This is a genomic window from Arsukibacterium sp. (assembly GCF_018402695.1).
GTDB lineage: Bacteria > Pseudomonadota > Gammaproteobacteria > Enterobacterales > Alteromonadaceae > Alishewanella.
Genome location: NZ_JAGYIM010000016.1, coordinates 67,234 through 83,419, shown reverse-complemented (window position 1 = coordinate 83,419; position 16,186 = coordinate 67,234). Strand labels below are relative to the sequence as shown.

The window sequence follows — 16,186 nt, the reverse complement described above, 5'->3', positions numbered from 1 at the left end:
GGAAGCTGAGCTACAGCTTCTTAAGAAGGGCTGTAATCAGGTCCCGCTGCAGTAACCTGCAGGTTGCTGCACTACTTAGATTTTACCAACCAGGTCCAGAGAAGGCGCTAATGTCGCTTCACCCGGAGTCCATTTCGCCGGACATACTTCGCCGTCGTGGTTAGCAACATACTGTGCTGCCTGTACTTTACGGAACAGTTCGCCAGCAGAGCGGCCGATACCTAAGTCGTGAATTTCAGCAACTTTGATTTCGCCTTCTGGGTTAATCACGAAAGTACCGCGCAGTGCCAGGCCGTCTTCTTCAATCATTACGCCAAAGTTACGAGTGATGGCACCAGTCGGGTCGCCAATCATTGGGTAGTTGATTTTCTTGATGGTTTCAGACGCATCGTGCCACGCTTTGTGGGTAAAGTGGGTGTCAGTTGATACTGAGTATACTTCAACACCGATTTCCTGGAACTTAGCATAAAAATCAGCCAGGTCACCTAGTTCAGTTGGGCAAACGAACGTGAAGTCAGCAGGGTAAAAACATACTACTGCCCACTTGCCCAGCAGATCCTGCTCAGTTACCGGAACAAATTTGCCCTGATGAAATGCAGTGGCTTTGAATGGCTTAATTTTAGTATTGATAATTGAAGACATAGTCTTGCTCCTTTCCTTTAGTAAATAGATTAGTAAATAGCTTGGTAAATTTCCGCGTTCTCAATGCCAGCTATCATAGCCAGTCATCTTAAGTTTTTAAAACGAATTAAATTAATCACTCTAATCGTTTTTATAAATTAGAAGCCAGAGACGTTGCTAATAATAACGTTTAGCGCAATAACTACGTGGCAGCACAGCCCTTTAGATGAGGACAAGGCACTGATTTCTCAAGCGCCTTGTCGTCAATAGCCGTTAAATTACTCTGGGTTTAATCATCCTGGCGGCTGAGCTGAATAGCCCGGATGTCCATACCACTGGGATGCTGGTAAACCCGCAGACCGAACTCCGGTAAAATGGCCAGTAAATGATCGAAGATATCAGACTGAATACCCTCATAAGCCAACCAGGCGGTAGTATTGGTAAAGCAGTATATTTCCAGCGGTAAGCCGTCTGCGCCGGGGGCAAGCTGACGGGCCATTAATGTCATGTCCTGATGCACACCGGGGTGGCTGGACAAATAACGCTGCACATAAGCGCGGAAAGTACCAATATTGGTAATGCGCCGGGTATTCACCGGCTCCTGGCCCCGCTCAGCCAGTTCGCTGTTCCAACTGTCAATTTCCTGCTGTTTTTCTGCCAGATAATCCTGCAGCAAACTAAAGCGGTTTAAATGTTTACGCTCGTCGGCATCCAGAAAATGAATGCTTTGCTGATCCAGCATCAGGCTGCGTTTAATTCGCCGGCCACCTGACTGTTGCATACCACGCCAGTTCTTAAAGGCATCAGTCATAAAGCGCCGGGTGGGAATAGTGGTAATGGTTTTATCAAAGTTTTGAATTTTTACTGTATGCAGCGCAATGTCAATCACGTCACCGTCGGCATTCAGTTGCGGCATTTCTACCCAGTCGCCAACCCGGATCACATCGTTGGACGAAATCTGCACGCTGGCTACCAGCGACAATATCGTGTCCTGAAAAATCAGCATTAACACGGCGGCCATCGCACCGAGGCCAGACAACAGGATAAGCGGGGAACGATCAACCAGGGCGGCAATCATTAAAATCGCCGCAACCGTAAAGACCAGAATTTTTAATACCTGAACATAGCCTTTAATCGGCTTGGTTTTCGCTTCAGGCCGCTCGTCGTATAGGGTATTAACCAGGGTAAGAATATTGGCGATCGCCAGGGCGACGGTCAGCACCACAAAAGCATTACAAACATTAACGACGATAGTGGTAACGGTTTCTGACACGCCGTCAATCAGGGTGATGCCTTTGGAAATAATTAAGGCCGGCACAATATTGGCCAGCCTGGCGACAAAAGCAGATTGCTTAATTACCTGATGCTGACCATAAACACTGGCCCGCAACGCCCGGAAAATGCCGCGGATCAGCACTTTTTTCACAATATAATTGCTAAGCCAGGCGACCAGCAACAGCAGGCCCAAACTCAGCCACAAGTTAGTTTCAGGATGTTGCACCAGCCAGTTCTGGATAGCACTGAAATCGTAATCCAACATAAATTAACGGTTTCCCTGTTAGCAAAAACGATTTAATAGTAATAGCTGCCGCTATTATGCCCCGTTAAAGCGCTTTTGCAACCGCCAGGGTCAGATGCCGTCGCCGTCCATATGCAGGCCGCACTCCCGGCCAAAACCGTTAAAACGGGTATCTTCTTCGCTCATGCCGGGTTCAAATTTAACGGTGGAATGGGTATCTCCCACTGATAAGTAACCTTGCTCCCATAACGGGTGGTACGGCAAATTATGTTGTTTCAGATAATAAAATACGTCTTTATTACTCCAGTCGATAATCGGCTGAACTTTGATGACACCGCGGCTAATTTCAACAATGTCTTTATCGGCGCGGCTGCTGCTCTGGCTGCGCCGCAAGCCGGTAAACCAGCTGCCAACCTTCAATTCACGCAGCGCCCGCTGCATTGGCTCGACTTTATTCAGCTGGTTATATTGCTTAGTGCCTTCGGCCGTTAACCATTGCTCGCCATAACGCGCCAGCTGCCAGTTGGCCGATAACGCCGCACGGTATACCTTCAAATTAAGGCCCAGCTGCTCGGTTAACTGGTCAATAAACTGGTAGGTTTCGGCAAATAAATAGCCGGTATCGGTTAATACCACCGGAATATCCGGCTGCTGCACGGTCACAAGATGCAGCATTACCGCGGCCTGAATACCAAAGCTGGAACTCAGCATCGGCTGCGCCGGTAAATTCGCCAGCGCCCAGCGCACCCGCTCACTGGCACTCAGCGGACTGAGCAGATGATTTATTTCTGCCAGCCAGGCTTGCTGGGTTGCGCTGTCCTGCTGCAGTATCTGTCGATAATCGCTGGTTACACTGTCGATCATGCTATTACCTGCCATCGTTGAATCGGGTTGTTTATCACGTGCCCTGACTATATCCAGAAAAACCTCAGGCATGAAAATCGGTCTTTGACACTTTCACTTCTGCTACCACGCCTTTGCGAATAACAAAGTCACCAAAGCATTCGCCACTAGTGCGCTCAACCGCCCATTGGCCAATCAAGTTATCCAGTTCACTAAGGATCTGCGCTTCACCGACATTATCCAGGTACAGTTTCGGAATACGAGTACCCACTTTATTACCGCCCAGGTAGACATTGTATTTCCCCGGCGCCCGGCCCACTAAGCCCACTTCGGCCAGCATGGCGCGGCCACAGCCATTCGGGCAACCGGTAACCCGCAACACGATGTGGTCGTCAGCGACCTGATGTTTAGCCAGCAACCCTTCGACTTTACTGACCAGCTCAGGCAGGTAACGCTCGGCCTCCGCCATCGCCAGCGGGCAGGTGGGGAAAGAGACACAGGCCATCGAGTTTTTGCGCTGTTCGCTATGGCTGTCGTTAATTAAGCCATGCTCGCGGGCCAGTTGCTCAATTAAGGCTTTTTGCGCTGGCGGCACGCCGGCGATAATCAGGTTCTGATTCGCGGTCATCCGAAAATCCCCCTGATGTACTCTGGCAATGGCGGCCAGACCGGTTTTCAGCGGTTTACCGGGGAAGTCCAGTACCCGGCCATTTTCAATAAACAGGGTTAAATGCTGCTTGCCATCAATGCCGTCGACCCAACCAAAGCGATCGCCGCGCGTGGTAAATTCAAATGGTTTAGCCGGTGCAAAAGCCACGCCGACCCGTTGTTCCACTTCCGCTTTAAAGGTATCAACGCCAATCCGGTCGATAGTGTATTTGGTTTTGGCATTTTTGCGGTTAACCCTGTCGCCGTAATCGCGCTGCACCGTTACCACATGCTCGGCCACTTTTAAGGTGTGTTCCAGGCCAATAAAGCCCAGCACTTCAGCTTTGCGCGGATAAGTAGAGGTATCGCCAAAGGTCATGGCCAGGCCACCGCCTACCAGCACGTTAAAGCCAATCAACTTGCCATTTTCAGCAATGGCGACAAAGTTCAGATCATTAGCATGGACATCAATGTCATTATGCGGCGGGATCACCACGGTGGTTTTAAACTTACGCGGCAAATAGTTTTCACCCAGCACCGGCTCGGTTTCGGTGGTTTCGACTTTTTCCTCGTCGAGCCAGATCTCCGCATAGGCGCGGGTTTTCGGCAGCAGATGCTCGCTTATCTGCACCGCCCACTGGTAGGCCTGCTGATGCAGCTCTGATTCGACCGGATTAGAGGTACATAATACGTTGCGGTTAACATCGCCTGCGGTGGCAATAGAGTCGATACCAATGCTGTTTAAAAACTGGTGCATCGGCTTAATATTCGGTTTTAACACGCCATGGAACTGAAACGTCTGACGGGTGGTTAAGCGAATACTGCCATACAGGGTTTTATCGGCAGCAAACTGGTCAATCGCCAGCCACTGCTGCGGGGTAATAATGCCGCCCGGCATCCGTGCCCGTAACATAACATTGTGCAGTGGTTCGAGTTTTTGGGCAGCGCGTTCAGCCCGGATATCGCGATCATCCTGCTGATACATGCCGTGAAAACGCACCAGCATAAAGTTATCGCCGTTAAAGCCACCGGTAATATCGTCGCTTAAATCCTGCTCGATGGTACCGCGCAGGTGCTTACTTTCTGCCTTTAACCGTTCATTGTCAGAAAATTTACCGCTGACCTGCAGCTCGGGTTTTATCGGATATTGGCTCATTAGTACACATCCTTCTGGTAACGCTTGGCTACCCGTAATTCATCTAAATATTGCTGGGCCTGTTCGGCGTTTTTGCTGCCGTGTTGCTGCACAATGTCCAGCAGCGCCTGATGCACGTCTTTGGCCATGCGGTTGGCATCACCACAAATATAGACGTGAGCGCCTTGCTCCAGCCACTGATACACCTCTGCCGCGTGTTTGCGTAGTTTATCCTGCACATACACCTTTTGGGCGCTGTCACGGCTGAAGGCGACATCAAGCTTGCTGAGCAGGCCTTGCTTTAAATAGCCCTGCAGCTCAACCTGATATAAAAAGTCCTGGGTAAAGTGCGGGTTACCAAAAAACAGCCAGTTTTTGCCACTGGCGCCGCGGGCATCCCGCTCCTGTAAAAATGCCCGGAACGGCGCAATACCGGTACCGGGGCCAATCATAATAACCGGGGTATCGTCATTGGCTGGTAAGCGGAAATTGTTATTGTGCTCGATAAATACCCGCACCTTATCACCTTCGGCTAAGCGCTCGGCCAGATAGCCCGAGGCACCGCCTAAATGTGGCTGACCAAAGGCATCGTAGCGCACTACAGCCACCGTTAAATGCACTTCCTCTTCTACTTCCGCCTGCGAGGAGGCGATGGAGTACAATCGCGGTTGTTGCTTACGCAGCGCATCGACCAATTGCTGAGCGGTGATCGGGCTGTCAGTCACCGGATAATCGCGGACAATATCGATAATCTGCCGATCGGTCAGATAAGCTCTGAGCGCGGTTTTATCGGCAGCCAATTGCTGCAACGCATCGTTGCCACTGGCAGCCGCATATTTTTCAACAAAGGCCGGGTACGACTGGGTTAATTCCAGCTGCTCAGTCAGAGCGTCCAACAAGCTTAAACTCTGGTTGCTAAGGCTGACCTCGGCTGTCCCTTCCAGGGTGGTCAGGCTGAGCAATTCAGCCACCAGTGCCGGATCGTTGTTAAAATACAGGCCCAGTGCATCACCTGGCTGATAAGTTAAGCCAGCGCCTTCAAGTGATATTTCAATATGCCGTACGTCTTTCGTGGAATCACGGCCAGTAATTTTCTGATTTGTGTATAACTCAGCGGCAAACGGCTGCTGTTTAGTATACTGGCTGGCCGGTGCCGTTGCCGCCTGACCTGGCCAGTTAATAACCTGGGCCGACGGCGCACTGGCAAACTCCGGCTCTACTACCTTAATAAGCGCGTTGTTCCAGCTGCTGGCAGCGGCATCATAATCTACGTCCAGATCAGCCCGGGCCTGCAAGCGCTGACCGCCTAATTCAGCCAGCCGCTCGTCAAAATCAGCAGCGGTTTTACAGAAAAACTCATAACTGGTATCACCCAGGCCCAGTACCGCAAATTTAAGTTGCGGCACTTTCGGTGCTTTTTTGCTGAACAAAAAGTTGTAAAAACTGACCGCATTTTCCGGCGGCTCGCCCTCACCGTAGGTCGAGGTAACAATAATCAGATACTGCTCATTTTTCAGCTGGCTGCTTTTATAATCAGCTAAGTCCACTACTTTGGCAGCGATATTCTTCGCTTTGGCTAAGCCGGCCAGTGCTTCGGCCACATGGCGGGCATTGCCGGTTTGAGAGCCGTACACTATTGTCAGGGTAGCGCTGGTTGCTGCCGCTGCGGCGGGTGCCACTGCCTGGCCACCGGCCAACTGGGCACTGGCTGCCAGATAGCCACTAACCCAGGCTTGCTGGATAGGATTAAGCTGACTAACCAGCCCCTGCAGTTGTTGTACCTGCTGCTCTGACAGCGGGCTGGCCTGCGCCACTAGTGATGATAAAAGCATAAAAACACCTGTATGAACTTTATAGCAGCATTTTAGCCATCCAAACGTATGCCAGTAAAAGAATGGATCTCTCTGCGTTATTCCAAATAGTAATTAAAAGCCCGCTCAGCCCCTGAGTTCTCCATAATCGGTAGTCGTGCCAGAAGATGCAACCAGGCAATACTGCCTGAAAATTTCACTATAAAGTGGTGAAAACTACTAACAGCCAAAGGTGACGACAAAGCCTGAAAAATTATATTCTTTAAAAAACAATAAGATAAATTTTGGCACCGACCTTGCCTTAGCAAATAGTCAACTAAAGCATAGCAAGGACCAAAATTATGAAAAGCTCTCTTATCGCCAGTGCAGTGGTATGCAGCACCCTCAGTCTTAGCGCCATGGCACATTCAAATCACAGCTGTAATATCGAATTTGATAAAGATTTAGTTATTAACAGCAACAGCGTACAGCTGCAGGACAACGGTAAAACGCTGTGGCAAATCAGCGATGCTGGTCAGTTAAGCCTGAACGACAAAGCCGTCATGGTTAACAACGATACCCGGTTACTGCTTCGTGATTATCAGGCCGGCATTCGCAGCCAGACTACTGAAACTGTAGCCTTAGTAGAAGATGCGCTGCTGATGGCAAGCGAAGCACTAACGACAGTGCTGAGTGAGCTGACCGGAAAATCGCTGGACGATTATCCGGCGATGCAACAGGCATTAAACAAAATCAGCGAAGCTGCAGATCAGGTTGTGGTGCAGGACGGTGACAACACTTACTTATACGGCAGCCGGCTGGACAGTATCGACCAGGCTTTTGGTCCGGAATTTGAACAGGCAATTGAGGACGCCGTCAGCCAGTCGATGGGCAGCATTATGCTGCTGGTAGGCAAAGCCATGACCAGCGGTGAAGGCAGCTTCGAACAGCGGATGGAAGCCTTTGGCCAGAAAATGGAAAAATTCGGCGAAAATCTGGAAGCGAAAATGGACATCAAAACCGCTGCGCTGGAGCAACGAGGCGACGCTATCTGCGCACAGGTTACCCAACTGGATGCCTTGGAAACCCGCATTCAGCAGCAAATACCCGATATGCAACAATACGATTTATTTAACAATGGTGACAGCTCACTGAGCCTGCGCCGTTAACCGGTAACTCCCAACCACAACCTTTAGCGCAGGGTTTTGCCTGCGCTTTTTTTATTCTGCCTGTACCTAAAATAAAATGGGTCAGAGTGATTAATTTTTGCAGCCCGAAGTAATTTGCTAAGCTGTGCGCCACGAGTTTTAGCAGTAAGGAATTTTGATGTCTGTCACGAAAAGGCTGTACCTGGCTGGCGCCGCGGCATTGGTTATTGTCGCTATTTTACTGTACACCCTGGCATGGCCGGCGTGGCAGCAACAGTTAACCGAGCGGGAAAGCAGCCGGCTGGCTGAACTGCAGGCGGCGGCAATACCAGCGGCAGCGCGACAACGCTTAGACCATCAGCAATTGCTGGCCGATCTGAACTGGCTGGCGCACCCAGACCGGGAAGGTCGTAAGCCGGGCAGCAGTGGTGGCATTGCAGCCCGCAATTGGCTGGCCCAGCAATTTGCTGACATTGGCTTGCAACCGGCAGGTAGCGACGGCTACCTGCAGCCTTTTAGTGTGGAACAACACTTTGTATTCAGCCGCTGGCTAAGAGGCAAAACCCCGACGGTGCCCGCTGCAAAAAACGCCGCCAATGTGCTGGGCTTGCTGCCCGGGTTAAACCCAGAGTTAAAACCAATAGTGCTGACTGCGCATTATGATCACCTGGGAGTAGAAAACGGCGAGCTGTTTGCCGGCGCTGATGACAATGCTTCAGGTGTTGCCACTCTGCTTGGCCTGGCGCGGTATTTTCAGGAAAACCCACTTGCCCACCCGCTATTATTTGTCGCGTTGGATGCCGAGGAAGGTGGCTTACAGGGCGCGGTGGCGTTGTTTAAACACCAGCTGTTACAGCCTGAGCAACTGGCCTTTAATGTAAATATGGATATGCTCAGTCGTGACACCGATCAGCTACTGTTTGCCGTAGGCAGTTATCAGCAACCGTGGCTAACCCCGCTGCTACAGCAGTTACAACAACAAAGTGCGGTAAAAGTTATTGCTGGCCACGACCGGCCCTGGTACCGGGCGGGTAATACCCAGGACTGGACCTTAAGCTCTGATCACGGCATTTTTTATCAGCACCAGGTGCCTTTTATCTATTTTGGGGTGGCCGACCATGACGACTATCATACGGTGCGCGATACCGTTGAAAATGTTGACCGCGACTTTTTCCTTCAGGTAAGTGAAACCGTACTGAGCTTTATTCAGTTGCTGGATCAGCAGCTTAACCGGGACTAACCTGCTGGGCGCAGCAATGCCAGCAAAGTGGTGAAAAAAACCACTTTGTTGGTCATTCTGGTTGACCGCAAAACGACCACTCCGACTTAATTTGCTCAAGCAATTGATTTTTAACAGTAAAAATTGTGGCACTCTTTGTGCTAAATCATGGATAGAAAAAACAAAACAATAAAAGGAAGTGTTTATGTCAATGATGTTATTACTGCGCCAGATCCGGTTATTCAGTCAGGTGGAACTGTCCCGCCTGTGGCTGACCCGCCGTGGCCTGATGACCCTGGCAGCGACTGCTGTGGTCTGGTTCTTTTTACTGCGTTATGCCATTGCCCCGGCCACCGAAATACTGCAGGAACCCAATTTTCAAAAATCGTTAACCGCGGCCTTTGGTATGTTGGGCCTGCACCAGTTATTAAACTGGCCGGCGCCGGAACTGACCCTGTACTGGATGCTAAGCCTGGTTCTGCTGCCGTTTCTAAGCCTGGTCTTCACCGCCAACCAGCTGTCAAGCGATGCCGCCCGCGGTACCTTACGTTTTATCAGCCTACGCAGCAGCCGCACCGCCATTGTGCTGGGCCGGTTTTGCGGCCAGTTAGTGGTACAACTGTGTTTAATTCTGTTATCACTGACGGCGACGTTACTCATCAGCGCGGTGCGTCAGGGCGGTATCAGCTGGCAGGCGATTGAAGCTGCCTTGCTGATCAGTTGTCATTTGCTGATTGTGCTAATGCCTTTTACCGCGTTAATGACGGTATTTTCGGCCTGGGCCCGCTCGTCCAGGCTGGCGCTAAGCCTGGCAATCGTTAGCCTCGGGGTAGTATTTGGTTTACTTAGCTGGCTTATTTATCATCAGCCCAATGCCGCTTTTTTACTGGAATATATGCCGGGTGCGCAAATATGGCAGCTTATTCCGGCCCAGGGTTGGCAAAGCCTGCAACTGGCCGCGCTACCGTTAGCCCAAACCGCAGTATTTCTGTTGATTGCCCAGCAAATTTTAAGCCGGAGAGCACTGTAATGCAGAACATCATTAAGGTAACTGATTTATCCAAAAGCTATGGTCGCAACAAGGTACTGAACAACATTAGCTTTGCAGTAAACAAAGGCGAAACCGTGGCGCTGATAGGCCAGAACGGCGCCGGCAAAACCACCTTATTCAGTTTGTTATGTGGTTACATTAAAGCCGATAGCGGCAATATGCAGCTTTTAGGGCAGCAGCCCGGCAGCCAGGCCTTATTTGGCAAGGTCACTGCGTTGCCACAGGACGCCCAGCTGGATCCGGCTTTTAGTATTGGCGAGCAACTGAGTTTTTATGGTCAGCTGCAGGGTTTATCTGCCCGGGCCGCCCGGGCAGAAACCAAAAGGGTACTGGCATTGGTTGATTTGGCCGCGCACTACCACACCAAAGCCGGTGCCCTTAGCCACGGCATGCGCAAACGGGCTTGCATGGCGCAGGCTTTTATTGGCTCGCCAGCACTTATTTTGCTGGATGAGCCCACTGCCGGCCTGGATCCGGCAAATGCACTGCACATTCGGGAGCTGATCAGCGATTTAAGCCAGCACGCCAGCTTTTTAATCAGCTCACATAATATTTTCGAGCTGGAGCGGCTGTGTAATAAGGTGTTGTATTTACAGGATGGTCAGTTGCAGCAACATCATGCCCAGCCAAGTGAAAATATCGCCCATTTAAGCCTGCAACTTGCCACCGCGGCAGATACTGCGGTTGACACAAGCGAGGTGTGCCAGCAACTGCGGCAATTAGCGGGCGTAACAGAAGTAACAGCAGGGCGCAACCACGAGTATCAGTTAAGTTATCAGCCACAGATGGTTGATGATTTTGATATCAGGTTACTGCAATGCCTGGCCGCCAATGGCTGGCAGTATAAGCAGCTAAGTAAAGGCAAAAGCCTGGAGCAGCAACTTTTTTCCCGCAAAAAAGCGGCTGTTGTATAACCAGGTATCAGCGTACTGTTTCCGCCGTTTAACGTGATTGCGACACCTCAGGCAACTGCAGGGCATACCACAAACCCGCCAGGCAACTGGCGGCAAAAAACCATAGCACGGCGGGTATTGACCACCAGGCAATGGCGCTGCTAATACTACCGACCACCAGTAACAGCACACCAATTATCGAATTACTGACAGAGACATAGTCGGTGCGCTTGTTGCCTGAGGCCATATCCAGCAAATAGGTTTTGCGGCCAACCCGCACCCCGGCATGACCAATACTGAGTAATAAAAACAACAGCAGATAGCCAAACAGTGCGGGCGGCTGTGTAAACACATGTAGCCCTGCCAACACAGTGCAACCGGCCAGCGCCATTACCGCAGCAATAATGATAACCTGACGGCTGCTGCGATCGGCTAGTCTGCCCCAGAACACCGAACTGAGGGCGCTGGCCAGGCTGGTGCAAACTAAAAACCAGGCCAGCGTCTGCCCACCATTATGGTGTTGCTGGGCCAGCAGCACCAGGAATGGTGACACCAGCGCCGACCCCAGCAATAAGGCCCGGCACAACACAAACTGGCGAAAATGGGGGTCTGTGTGCAGCAATGCCAGGTTTTGCCAGGCCAGCTGCAGCGCATTAGCGCCGCCGTCTGTTTCGCCCGGCTGTTCCTGCACCTGACTAAACAGCGCTGCGGCGCCAAACCACAACATACCGGCGACGACCAGCAACACCAGATAAACCCACAGGCTGTCTGGTTGCTGTTGTAACAACCAGACTGAGACCAACAGCGTGAGCACGCCGGATACGGTGCCGGCAATGCCGGTTAGCTGACCGCGCTGGCCCTTAGGTACCGTTTTACCCTGTACATCTTTCATGGCGACCGAGCACAAACCACGGCCCAGACTAAATAGCACCAGCAGACCGATAATGGCCAGGCCGGCCGCAGCGCCCTGCCACTGGCTTACCACCACTGCCATGCCGAGCACACAACTACCCTGCACTATGCTGCCGGCAATCCAGAAGGTTTTACGAATCGCATAGCGCCGCACCCAGGCGCCGATTAGCAACTGCGGTAACATAGAGCCCGATTCACGGATCGGCACCAGCCAGGCTACCATGGCTGCCGGCGCACCAACCACACTCATCAGCCAGGTAAGCACCGTTTTCGGGCTGGTCAGTAAATCACCGAGGCTGAGTAATATCTGGCTTAGCAGCACCAGCACAAAGTTTTTCGGTACTTTAGTACAGGCACTGTCAGGAATATCCCGGCAGGCGCGGGCGTCTTCTTCATTAACCAGTAACTCGTAGATTTTCCGCTCTGCCATAGTTCTGCTTCTTTTTGATATTCCTCAACATAATGACCACTAACATAACGGCCATTGCGGCAGACAACAAGCTGCATCACCGCCAAATACAGCCGTTATAGTTTCTTACAAATGAAACATCATCAAACCATTAAATAGATTGACCCTTTAAACTAACATCAGTTACTGTTTGCGGCTAAATGACTTACACAGGATAAAGCTATGAGTATCGCAATGATCTGGATCATCGTTGGCGTGCTGTTAATTCTGTCGGAACTGCTGGCAACCAGTATTGTTGCGGTGTTTTTGGGTATTGGCGCTATTGTGGTCGGTATATTGTTGCAGCTTGGCTGGATTGAATCAGCCACCATGCAATACCTTATTTTCGGCGTGGTCAGCCTGGCGCTGCTGCTATTGGCCCGTGGCCACTTTAAACGCTGGTTTACCGGCTATGTCGCCGACAAAGGTGAGCAACCCAGCCGCTTAAAAGACGATATTGGCAACCGGGTGATAGTGCTGGCCGATTTTCAGCAAGGTGCCGGCCGGGTGGTGTTAAATGGTGTGCAATGGGACGCCCGCTCCAGCGAGCCGTTGAAAGCCGGCGAAGTGGCCTGGGTGATTGCCAACGAAGGCATTCATTTAATTGTATCAGCGCAACAACCCGTTTAATTATTAGCAAAAAAGGGAAGACGAACGATGGAAGAACTCAATATCCAAACCATACTGACGCTGGGTTTCGCCCTGGCGGTGGTAATTACCGTTATCAAAACCGCCCGGGTGGTACCCCAGAAAACCAACTTCGTCATAGAGCGCCTGGGTAAATACTCACGCACCCTCGACTCGGGTTTTCATATTCTTATTCCTTTTGTTGATAAAGTGGCCTATACCCACAGCTTAAAAGAAGAAGTAATAGACGTAGAGCGTCAGACCTGTGTTACCAAAGACAACATTCAGGTTGGCATTAACGGCGTGCTGTATTTACAGGTCGTCGACCCGCACAAAGCCAGTTACGGCATTAATGACTACCGCTACGCATCATCACAGCTGGCGCAAACGACTATGCGTTCAGTGATTGGCCAGACCGACCTGGATAAAACCTTTGAAGAGCGGGCCAAAATTAACGAAGAGGTAGTAAAAGCGCTGGACGAAGCCGCCTCACCCTGGGGCATTAAAGTACTGCGTTATGAAATTTCTGATATTGAACTGCCTCTTAGCATTAAAGATGCCTTAGAGCAGCAAATGCGCGCCGAGCGGGAACGCCGGGCCGCAATTGCTAAATCAGAAGGTGAACGTCAGGCGATGATTAACGTGTCTGAAGGCCAGAAGCAGGAAGTGATTAACCTGTCTGAAGGTGACAAAATGCGCCAAATTAACGAAGCTGAAGGGCGTGCCCGCGAAATTGAGCTTATCGCTATTGCTACCGCCGAAGGTATCCGCCAGATTGCCGAAGCCATTAACCACCCCGGTGGCCAAGAGGCCGTTAGCCTGCGGGTGGCCGAGCAATACGTTAAAGAGTTCGGTAACCTGGCCAAAGCCAACAACACCATGATAGTACCAGCCGAACTAGCCAATATCGGCGGCGCCGTCGCCGGCCTGACCGAAATCCTGAAAATAGCCCGGCCGGGTGGCAAATAAGCCACAACCAAAGGAGTAATGTATGGCAAACCAACAAGATTTTAATGAAGCACTGCTGAAACTGGCCATTCTGATGTACCGGATTGACGGTAAAATTCGGCTGAATGAGCAAGAGCTGGTTGATGAAATTGGCGATAAACTGGATTGGGATGGAGTGAACAGCATTACCGCCGTGCAAAGCCAGGCCATGGCTGATATACGCCAGGCCATCAGCAGTAATCAGGTAGAAGCCTACTTAACCACCCTGAAACCGGCACTGCAGTTTGATAAGCAACAAGCACTTGATACCGCCAGGCAAATAATGCAAAGCGACGGCGAAGAAGCCCAGCAAGAGCGCCGACTGTATGACATGCTAGTGCAGATGTTGTAGTAACAAATAGATGTATTAGAGAAGCCAGCCGAGTGCTGGCTTTTTTATTTGTAGGCTACCCGCTAACTGTTTGTTGTGACTTTTACTACCACCATTTAAACAACACAACGGTAAGAATTAACACCAAAATCCATCTGAATTGATTATTTACCCAAGGAGCCAGCGCTAAAAATAAGTAACTCGTTGTCAGAGAAATACCGACCACCCAATACAGGGCTATACGACCAATATAATTATTACTTTCAAGCGTAATTGCAGCAAGGACCACTGCTAAAATCAGTATTTGATAACCAAGAAAAATTGGCTTAGAACGCAGCACGATATCAAAAAAAACTGCCGTTGCTTTGGGTATATTTCTTACTTTGATTGTTGATGAAGTCATGCCTGCCTGTCCATTTTGTTAAGACTGTGTCTGTAACGCTCAGCTAACAGCTACCGTTTTAATCCCTGCCACTATTGCTGCTGCGCTATCTTTGCCATAGCCGCCGCCACCTAAAAATACCGTGGGAATATTCAGCGCTTTTAAACGCTGGTACACCAGCTTATGGCTTTGTGCTACAGCTGCAATGCTTAGCTTTAAGCCACCCAGCGGATCGGTTGCCAGGACATCGGTACCTGCTACTACGAAGGCCAGTTTATATCCGCCAGTAAGCAGCTCCAGCGCGCCGCGAAGTTTATTTAGATATAACTCACCACCGGTGCCATTTGGCAAAGGTACCGGGATATCCACCCGCTGCCGGCTGACCGGTGTAATGGGATAAATATCCTGGTTATACACATCGAGCAGGGTAACGTTGCTATTGTCATGAAAAGTGCGGGCATTGCCGTTACCGTGATGGGCATCGATATCAATAATCAGAATTCGGTCGGCCGCCGTTAGCTCGCTACTTGCCAGCAGTTGCTGATAGCTGATGCCAATATCGTTATAAATACAAAAGCCTTCCATCCGATGTGGGCTGGCATGGTGATAGCCACCAGCCAGGTTCCAGGCATCCTCGCCAGCAAGCGCTAACCTGCTTGCTGCTAACGTGCCAGCAACCCCCCAACGCATAGGCCCAAGGATGCGGCTGTCCAGCCACGAAAATGACAAAAAAGGTATTTTAGGAATTTCCAACGCCCGACATAATGCTGCTTTGTCTTTCAGCTGTATTTTTAACAGTTCATTTACTGAGCTGAGAATAGCTGGTTCAGCAATAGCAGCATCAGGTGCAACAACATCTGCATCGTTCAGTGCCGCCCGCACTTTACGAAATTTACAGCCATCAAACGGATGCAGGAATTTAAAAATACCAACATCGATATTGAAATTTTCGTGGTAGATAATCTTCATGCTGATTTCAGTTCGTTTGCATAGCGCATTACGTTTGCCGGAGTCCATATACCGTAACCCAATATGCGACCGACTTTAGCATACTCTGCTGCGTTAGGTTTAAATGTTGGTTTTTTACTAGCGCCTTTTTGCAGTATATCAACCACTAAATGCGAACAATTATGGCGGGCAAGTTGATAGCGCGGTACGTTATTTTGTAAATAGTTTACATAATGCAGCATCGCAACCTCATTTAGGTTGGCTACATCAATTGTGATGGGCTTGCGGCCTCCCTCATTGATGATATCTTGTGCCAGCGTTTCGACATAAGCACCCGGGTGACTGGTTTTTATTTTTAAGTCTTTTTTACCAGCATCGCCATCTGGCCAGAAGCTGACATAGACATCTCTTATCGTAAGGGCCGCGTGACCTACATGTTGTTCATCCCTTAACCAAATATGTACCTTTACCATGGCTTTTTCCTTAAACTTTCAAAAGCCATAATGATAATTTATCGAGACATATTAATAAATAAATTGTTAATGATGTATTTGTTTAAATTTTCAGTGATAGTTACTAGTCAGCTGGGAATGACAAAACCAAAGCCGTATTGCTATAGACTGAGTGAATCTGACTTAGAACACGTAAAGCAAACATAGCGTTGGATTTGTGATAATCCGAGTA

Annotated in this window: 16 protein-coding genes; 7 read left to right on the top strand and 9 right to left on the bottom strand. The window is 50.1% G+C overall.

Translation table 11 applies throughout. From position 1 onward, the window contains the following. Window positions 1-75: 75 nt before the first annotated feature. The 5 genes from ahpC to KG631_RS07935 form a co-directional block, all read right to left on the bottom strand. The gene (gene ahpC, locus KG631_RS07955) at window positions 76-642 is read right to left on the bottom strand and encodes an alkyl hydroperoxide reductase subunit C (protein ID WP_213997675.1); all 567 of its coding nucleotides are present in this window, start codon (window positions 640-642) and stop codon (window positions 76-78) included. Between the two features lie 268 nt (window positions 643-910). Beyond that, complete coding sequence (locus KG631_RS07950; RefSeq protein ID WP_213997674.1) at window positions 911-2,161, bottom strand: mechanosensitive ion channel family protein; 1,251 nt, start codon at window positions 2,159-2,161, stop codon at window positions 911-913. Window positions 2,162-2,251: 90 nt separating this feature from the next. Next, entirely contained in the window at window positions 2,252-3,019 is a 768-nt protein-coding gene (locus KG631_RS07945) for a phosphoadenylyl-sulfate reductase (RefSeq protein WP_213999610.1), read from the bottom strand. 49 nt (window positions 3,020-3,068) lie between these two features. Beyond that, entirely contained in the window at window positions 3,069-4,787 is a 1,719-nt protein-coding gene (gene cysI / locus KG631_RS07940; RefSeq protein WP_213997673.1) for an assimilatory sulfite reductase (NADPH) hemoprotein subunit, read from the bottom strand. Next, window positions 4,787-6,598, bottom strand: a complete 1,812-nt coding sequence (locus tag KG631_RS07935; RefSeq protein WP_213997672.1) for an assimilatory sulfite reductase (NADPH) flavoprotein subunit — start codon at window positions 6,596-6,598, stop codon at window positions 4,787-4,789. The genes cysI and KG631_RS07935 overlap by 1 nt, the downstream gene beginning before the upstream one ends. Before the next feature lie 320 nt (window positions 6,599-6,918). Between KG631_RS07935 and KG631_RS07930 the strand changes: the two genes are divergently transcribed. The 4 genes from KG631_RS07930 (at window position 6,919) to KG631_RS07915 (ending at window position 10,888) form a co-directional block, all read left to right on the top strand. Then, window positions 6,919-7,725: a DUF2884 family protein gene (locus tag KG631_RS07930; protein ID WP_213997668.1), complete on the top strand. Its 807-nt coding sequence runs from the start codon at window positions 6,919-6,921 to the stop codon at window positions 7,723-7,725. 157 nt (window positions 7,726-7,882) lie between these two features. Further along, entirely contained in the window at window positions 7,883-8,944 is a 1,062-nt protein-coding gene (locus KG631_RS07925; protein ID WP_213997667.1) for a M28 family peptidase, read from the top strand. A gap of 184 nt (window positions 8,945-9,128) precedes the next feature. Next, window positions 9,129-9,953, top strand: a complete 825-nt coding sequence (locus KG631_RS07920; RefSeq protein WP_213997666.1) for an ABC transporter permease subunit — start codon at window positions 9,129-9,131, stop codon at window positions 9,951-9,953. Next, the gene (locus KG631_RS07915; RefSeq protein ID WP_213997665.1) at window positions 9,953-10,888 is read left to right on the top strand and encodes an ABC transporter ATP-binding protein; all 936 of its coding nucleotides are present in this window, start codon (window positions 9,953-9,955) and stop codon (window positions 10,886-10,888) included. The genes KG631_RS07920 and KG631_RS07915 overlap by 1 nt, the downstream gene beginning before the upstream one ends. Window positions 10,889-10,916: 28 nt before the next feature. On the opposite strand, the gene KG631_RS07910 is transcribed toward KG631_RS07915, so the two are convergent. Further along, a complete protein-coding gene (locus KG631_RS07910; RefSeq protein WP_213997664.1) occupies window positions 10,917-12,209 on the bottom strand; it encodes an MFS transporter in 1,293 nt (430 codons plus the stop codon). 201 nt (window positions 12,210-12,410) lie between these two features. Between KG631_RS07910 and KG631_RS07905 the strand changes: the two genes are divergently transcribed. The 3 genes from KG631_RS07905 to KG631_RS07895 are packed head-to-tail and all read left to right on the top strand — an operon-like array spanning window position 12,411 to window position 14,193. Beyond that, a complete protein-coding gene (locus KG631_RS07905) occupies window positions 12,411-12,857 on the top strand; it encodes an NfeD family protein (protein WP_213997663.1) in 447 nt (148 codons plus the stop codon). A 27-nt stretch (window positions 12,858-12,884) separates the two neighbouring features. Then, complete coding sequence (locus KG631_RS07900) at window positions 12,885-13,823, top strand: stomatin-like protein (RefSeq protein ID WP_213997662.1); 939 nt, start codon at window positions 12,885-12,887, stop codon at window positions 13,821-13,823. A 22-nt stretch (window positions 13,824-13,845) separates the two neighbouring features. Beyond that, a complete protein-coding gene (locus KG631_RS07895) occupies window positions 13,846-14,193 on the top strand; it encodes a TerB family tellurite resistance protein (RefSeq protein WP_213997661.1) in 348 nt (115 codons plus the stop codon). Window positions 14,194-14,278: 85 nt separating this feature from the next. Here KG631_RS07895 and KG631_RS07890 read toward each other — a convergent pair whose 3' ends face one another. Genes KG631_RS07890 through KG631_RS07880 form a run of 3 tightly spaced genes read right to left on the bottom strand, consistent with a single transcriptional unit; the run spans window position 14,279 to window position 15,975 of the window. Continuing rightward, entirely contained in the window at window positions 14,279-14,575 is a 297-nt protein-coding gene (locus KG631_RS07890; RefSeq protein ID WP_213997660.1) for a hypothetical protein, read from the bottom strand. Window positions 14,576-14,614: 39 nt separating this feature from the next. Next, window positions 14,615-15,523, bottom strand: a complete 909-nt coding sequence (locus tag KG631_RS07885) for a histone deacetylase (RefSeq protein ID WP_213997659.1) — start codon at window positions 15,521-15,523, stop codon at window positions 14,615-14,617. After that, window positions 15,520-15,975, bottom strand: a complete 456-nt coding sequence (locus KG631_RS07880) for a hypothetical protein (RefSeq protein WP_213997658.1) — start codon at window positions 15,973-15,975, stop codon at window positions 15,520-15,522. The genes KG631_RS07885 and KG631_RS07880 overlap by 4 nt, the downstream gene beginning before the upstream one ends. Between the last annotated feature and the right edge of the window lie 211 nt (window positions 15,976-16,186).

Bases quoted from the DNA above. Each gene is read 5' to 3' on its own strand.
- KG631_RS07905 (WP_213997663.1), top strand. From the start codon at position 12,411: ATGAGTATCGCAATGATCTGGATCATCGTTGGCGTGCTGTTAATTCTG.
- KG631_RS07930 (WP_213997668.1), top strand. From the start codon at position 6,919: ATGAAAAGCTCTCTTATCGCCAGTGCAGTGGTATGCAGCACCCTCAGT.
- cysI (WP_213997673.1), bottom strand. From the start codon at position 4,787: ATGAGCCAATATCCGATAAAACCCGAGCTGCAGGTCAGCGGTAAATTT.
- KG631_RS07890 (WP_213997660.1), bottom strand. From the start codon at position 14,575: ATGACTTCATCAACAATCAAAGTAAGAAATATACCCAAAGCAACGGCA.
- KG631_RS07885 (WP_213997659.1), bottom strand. From the start codon at position 15,523: ATGAAGATTATCTACCACGAAAATTTCAATATCGATGTTGGTATTTTT.
- KG631_RS07895 (WP_213997661.1), top strand. From the start codon at position 13,846: ATGGCAAACCAACAAGATTTTAATGAAGCACTGCTGAAACTGGCCATT.
- KG631_RS07900 (WP_213997662.1), top strand. From the start codon at position 12,885: ATGGAAGAACTCAATATCCAAACCATACTGACGCTGGGTTTCGCCCTG.
- KG631_RS07945 (WP_213999610.1), bottom strand. From the start codon at position 3,019: ATGGCAGGTAATAGCATGATCGACAGTGTAACCAGCGATTATCGACAG.
- KG631_RS07925 (WP_213997667.1), top strand. From the start codon at position 7,883: ATGTCTGTCACGAAAAGGCTGTACCTGGCTGGCGCCGCGGCATTGGTT.
- ahpC (WP_213997675.1), bottom strand. From the start codon at position 642: ATGTCTTCAATTATCAATACTAAAATTAAGCCATTCAAAGCCACTGCA.
- KG631_RS07910 (WP_213997664.1), bottom strand. From the start codon at position 12,209: ATGGCAGAGCGGAAAATCTACGAGTTACTGGTTAATGAAGAAGACGCC.
- KG631_RS07880 (WP_213997658.1), bottom strand. From the start codon at position 15,975: ATGGTAAAGGTACATATTTGGTTAAGGGATGAACAACATGTAGGTCAC.
- KG631_RS07935 (WP_213997672.1), bottom strand. From the start codon at position 6,598: ATGCTTTTATCATCACTAGTGGCGCAGGCCAGCCCGCTGTCAGAGCAG.
- KG631_RS07950 (WP_213997674.1), bottom strand. From the start codon at position 2,161: ATGTTGGATTACGATTTCAGTGCTATCCAGAACTGGCTGGTGCAACAT.
- KG631_RS07915 (WP_213997665.1), top strand. From the start codon at position 9,953: ATGCAGAACATCATTAAGGTAACTGATTTATCCAAAAGCTATGGTCGC.
- KG631_RS07920 (WP_213997666.1), top strand. From the start codon at position 9,129: ATGTCAATGATGTTATTACTGCGCCAGATCCGGTTATTCAGTCAGGTG.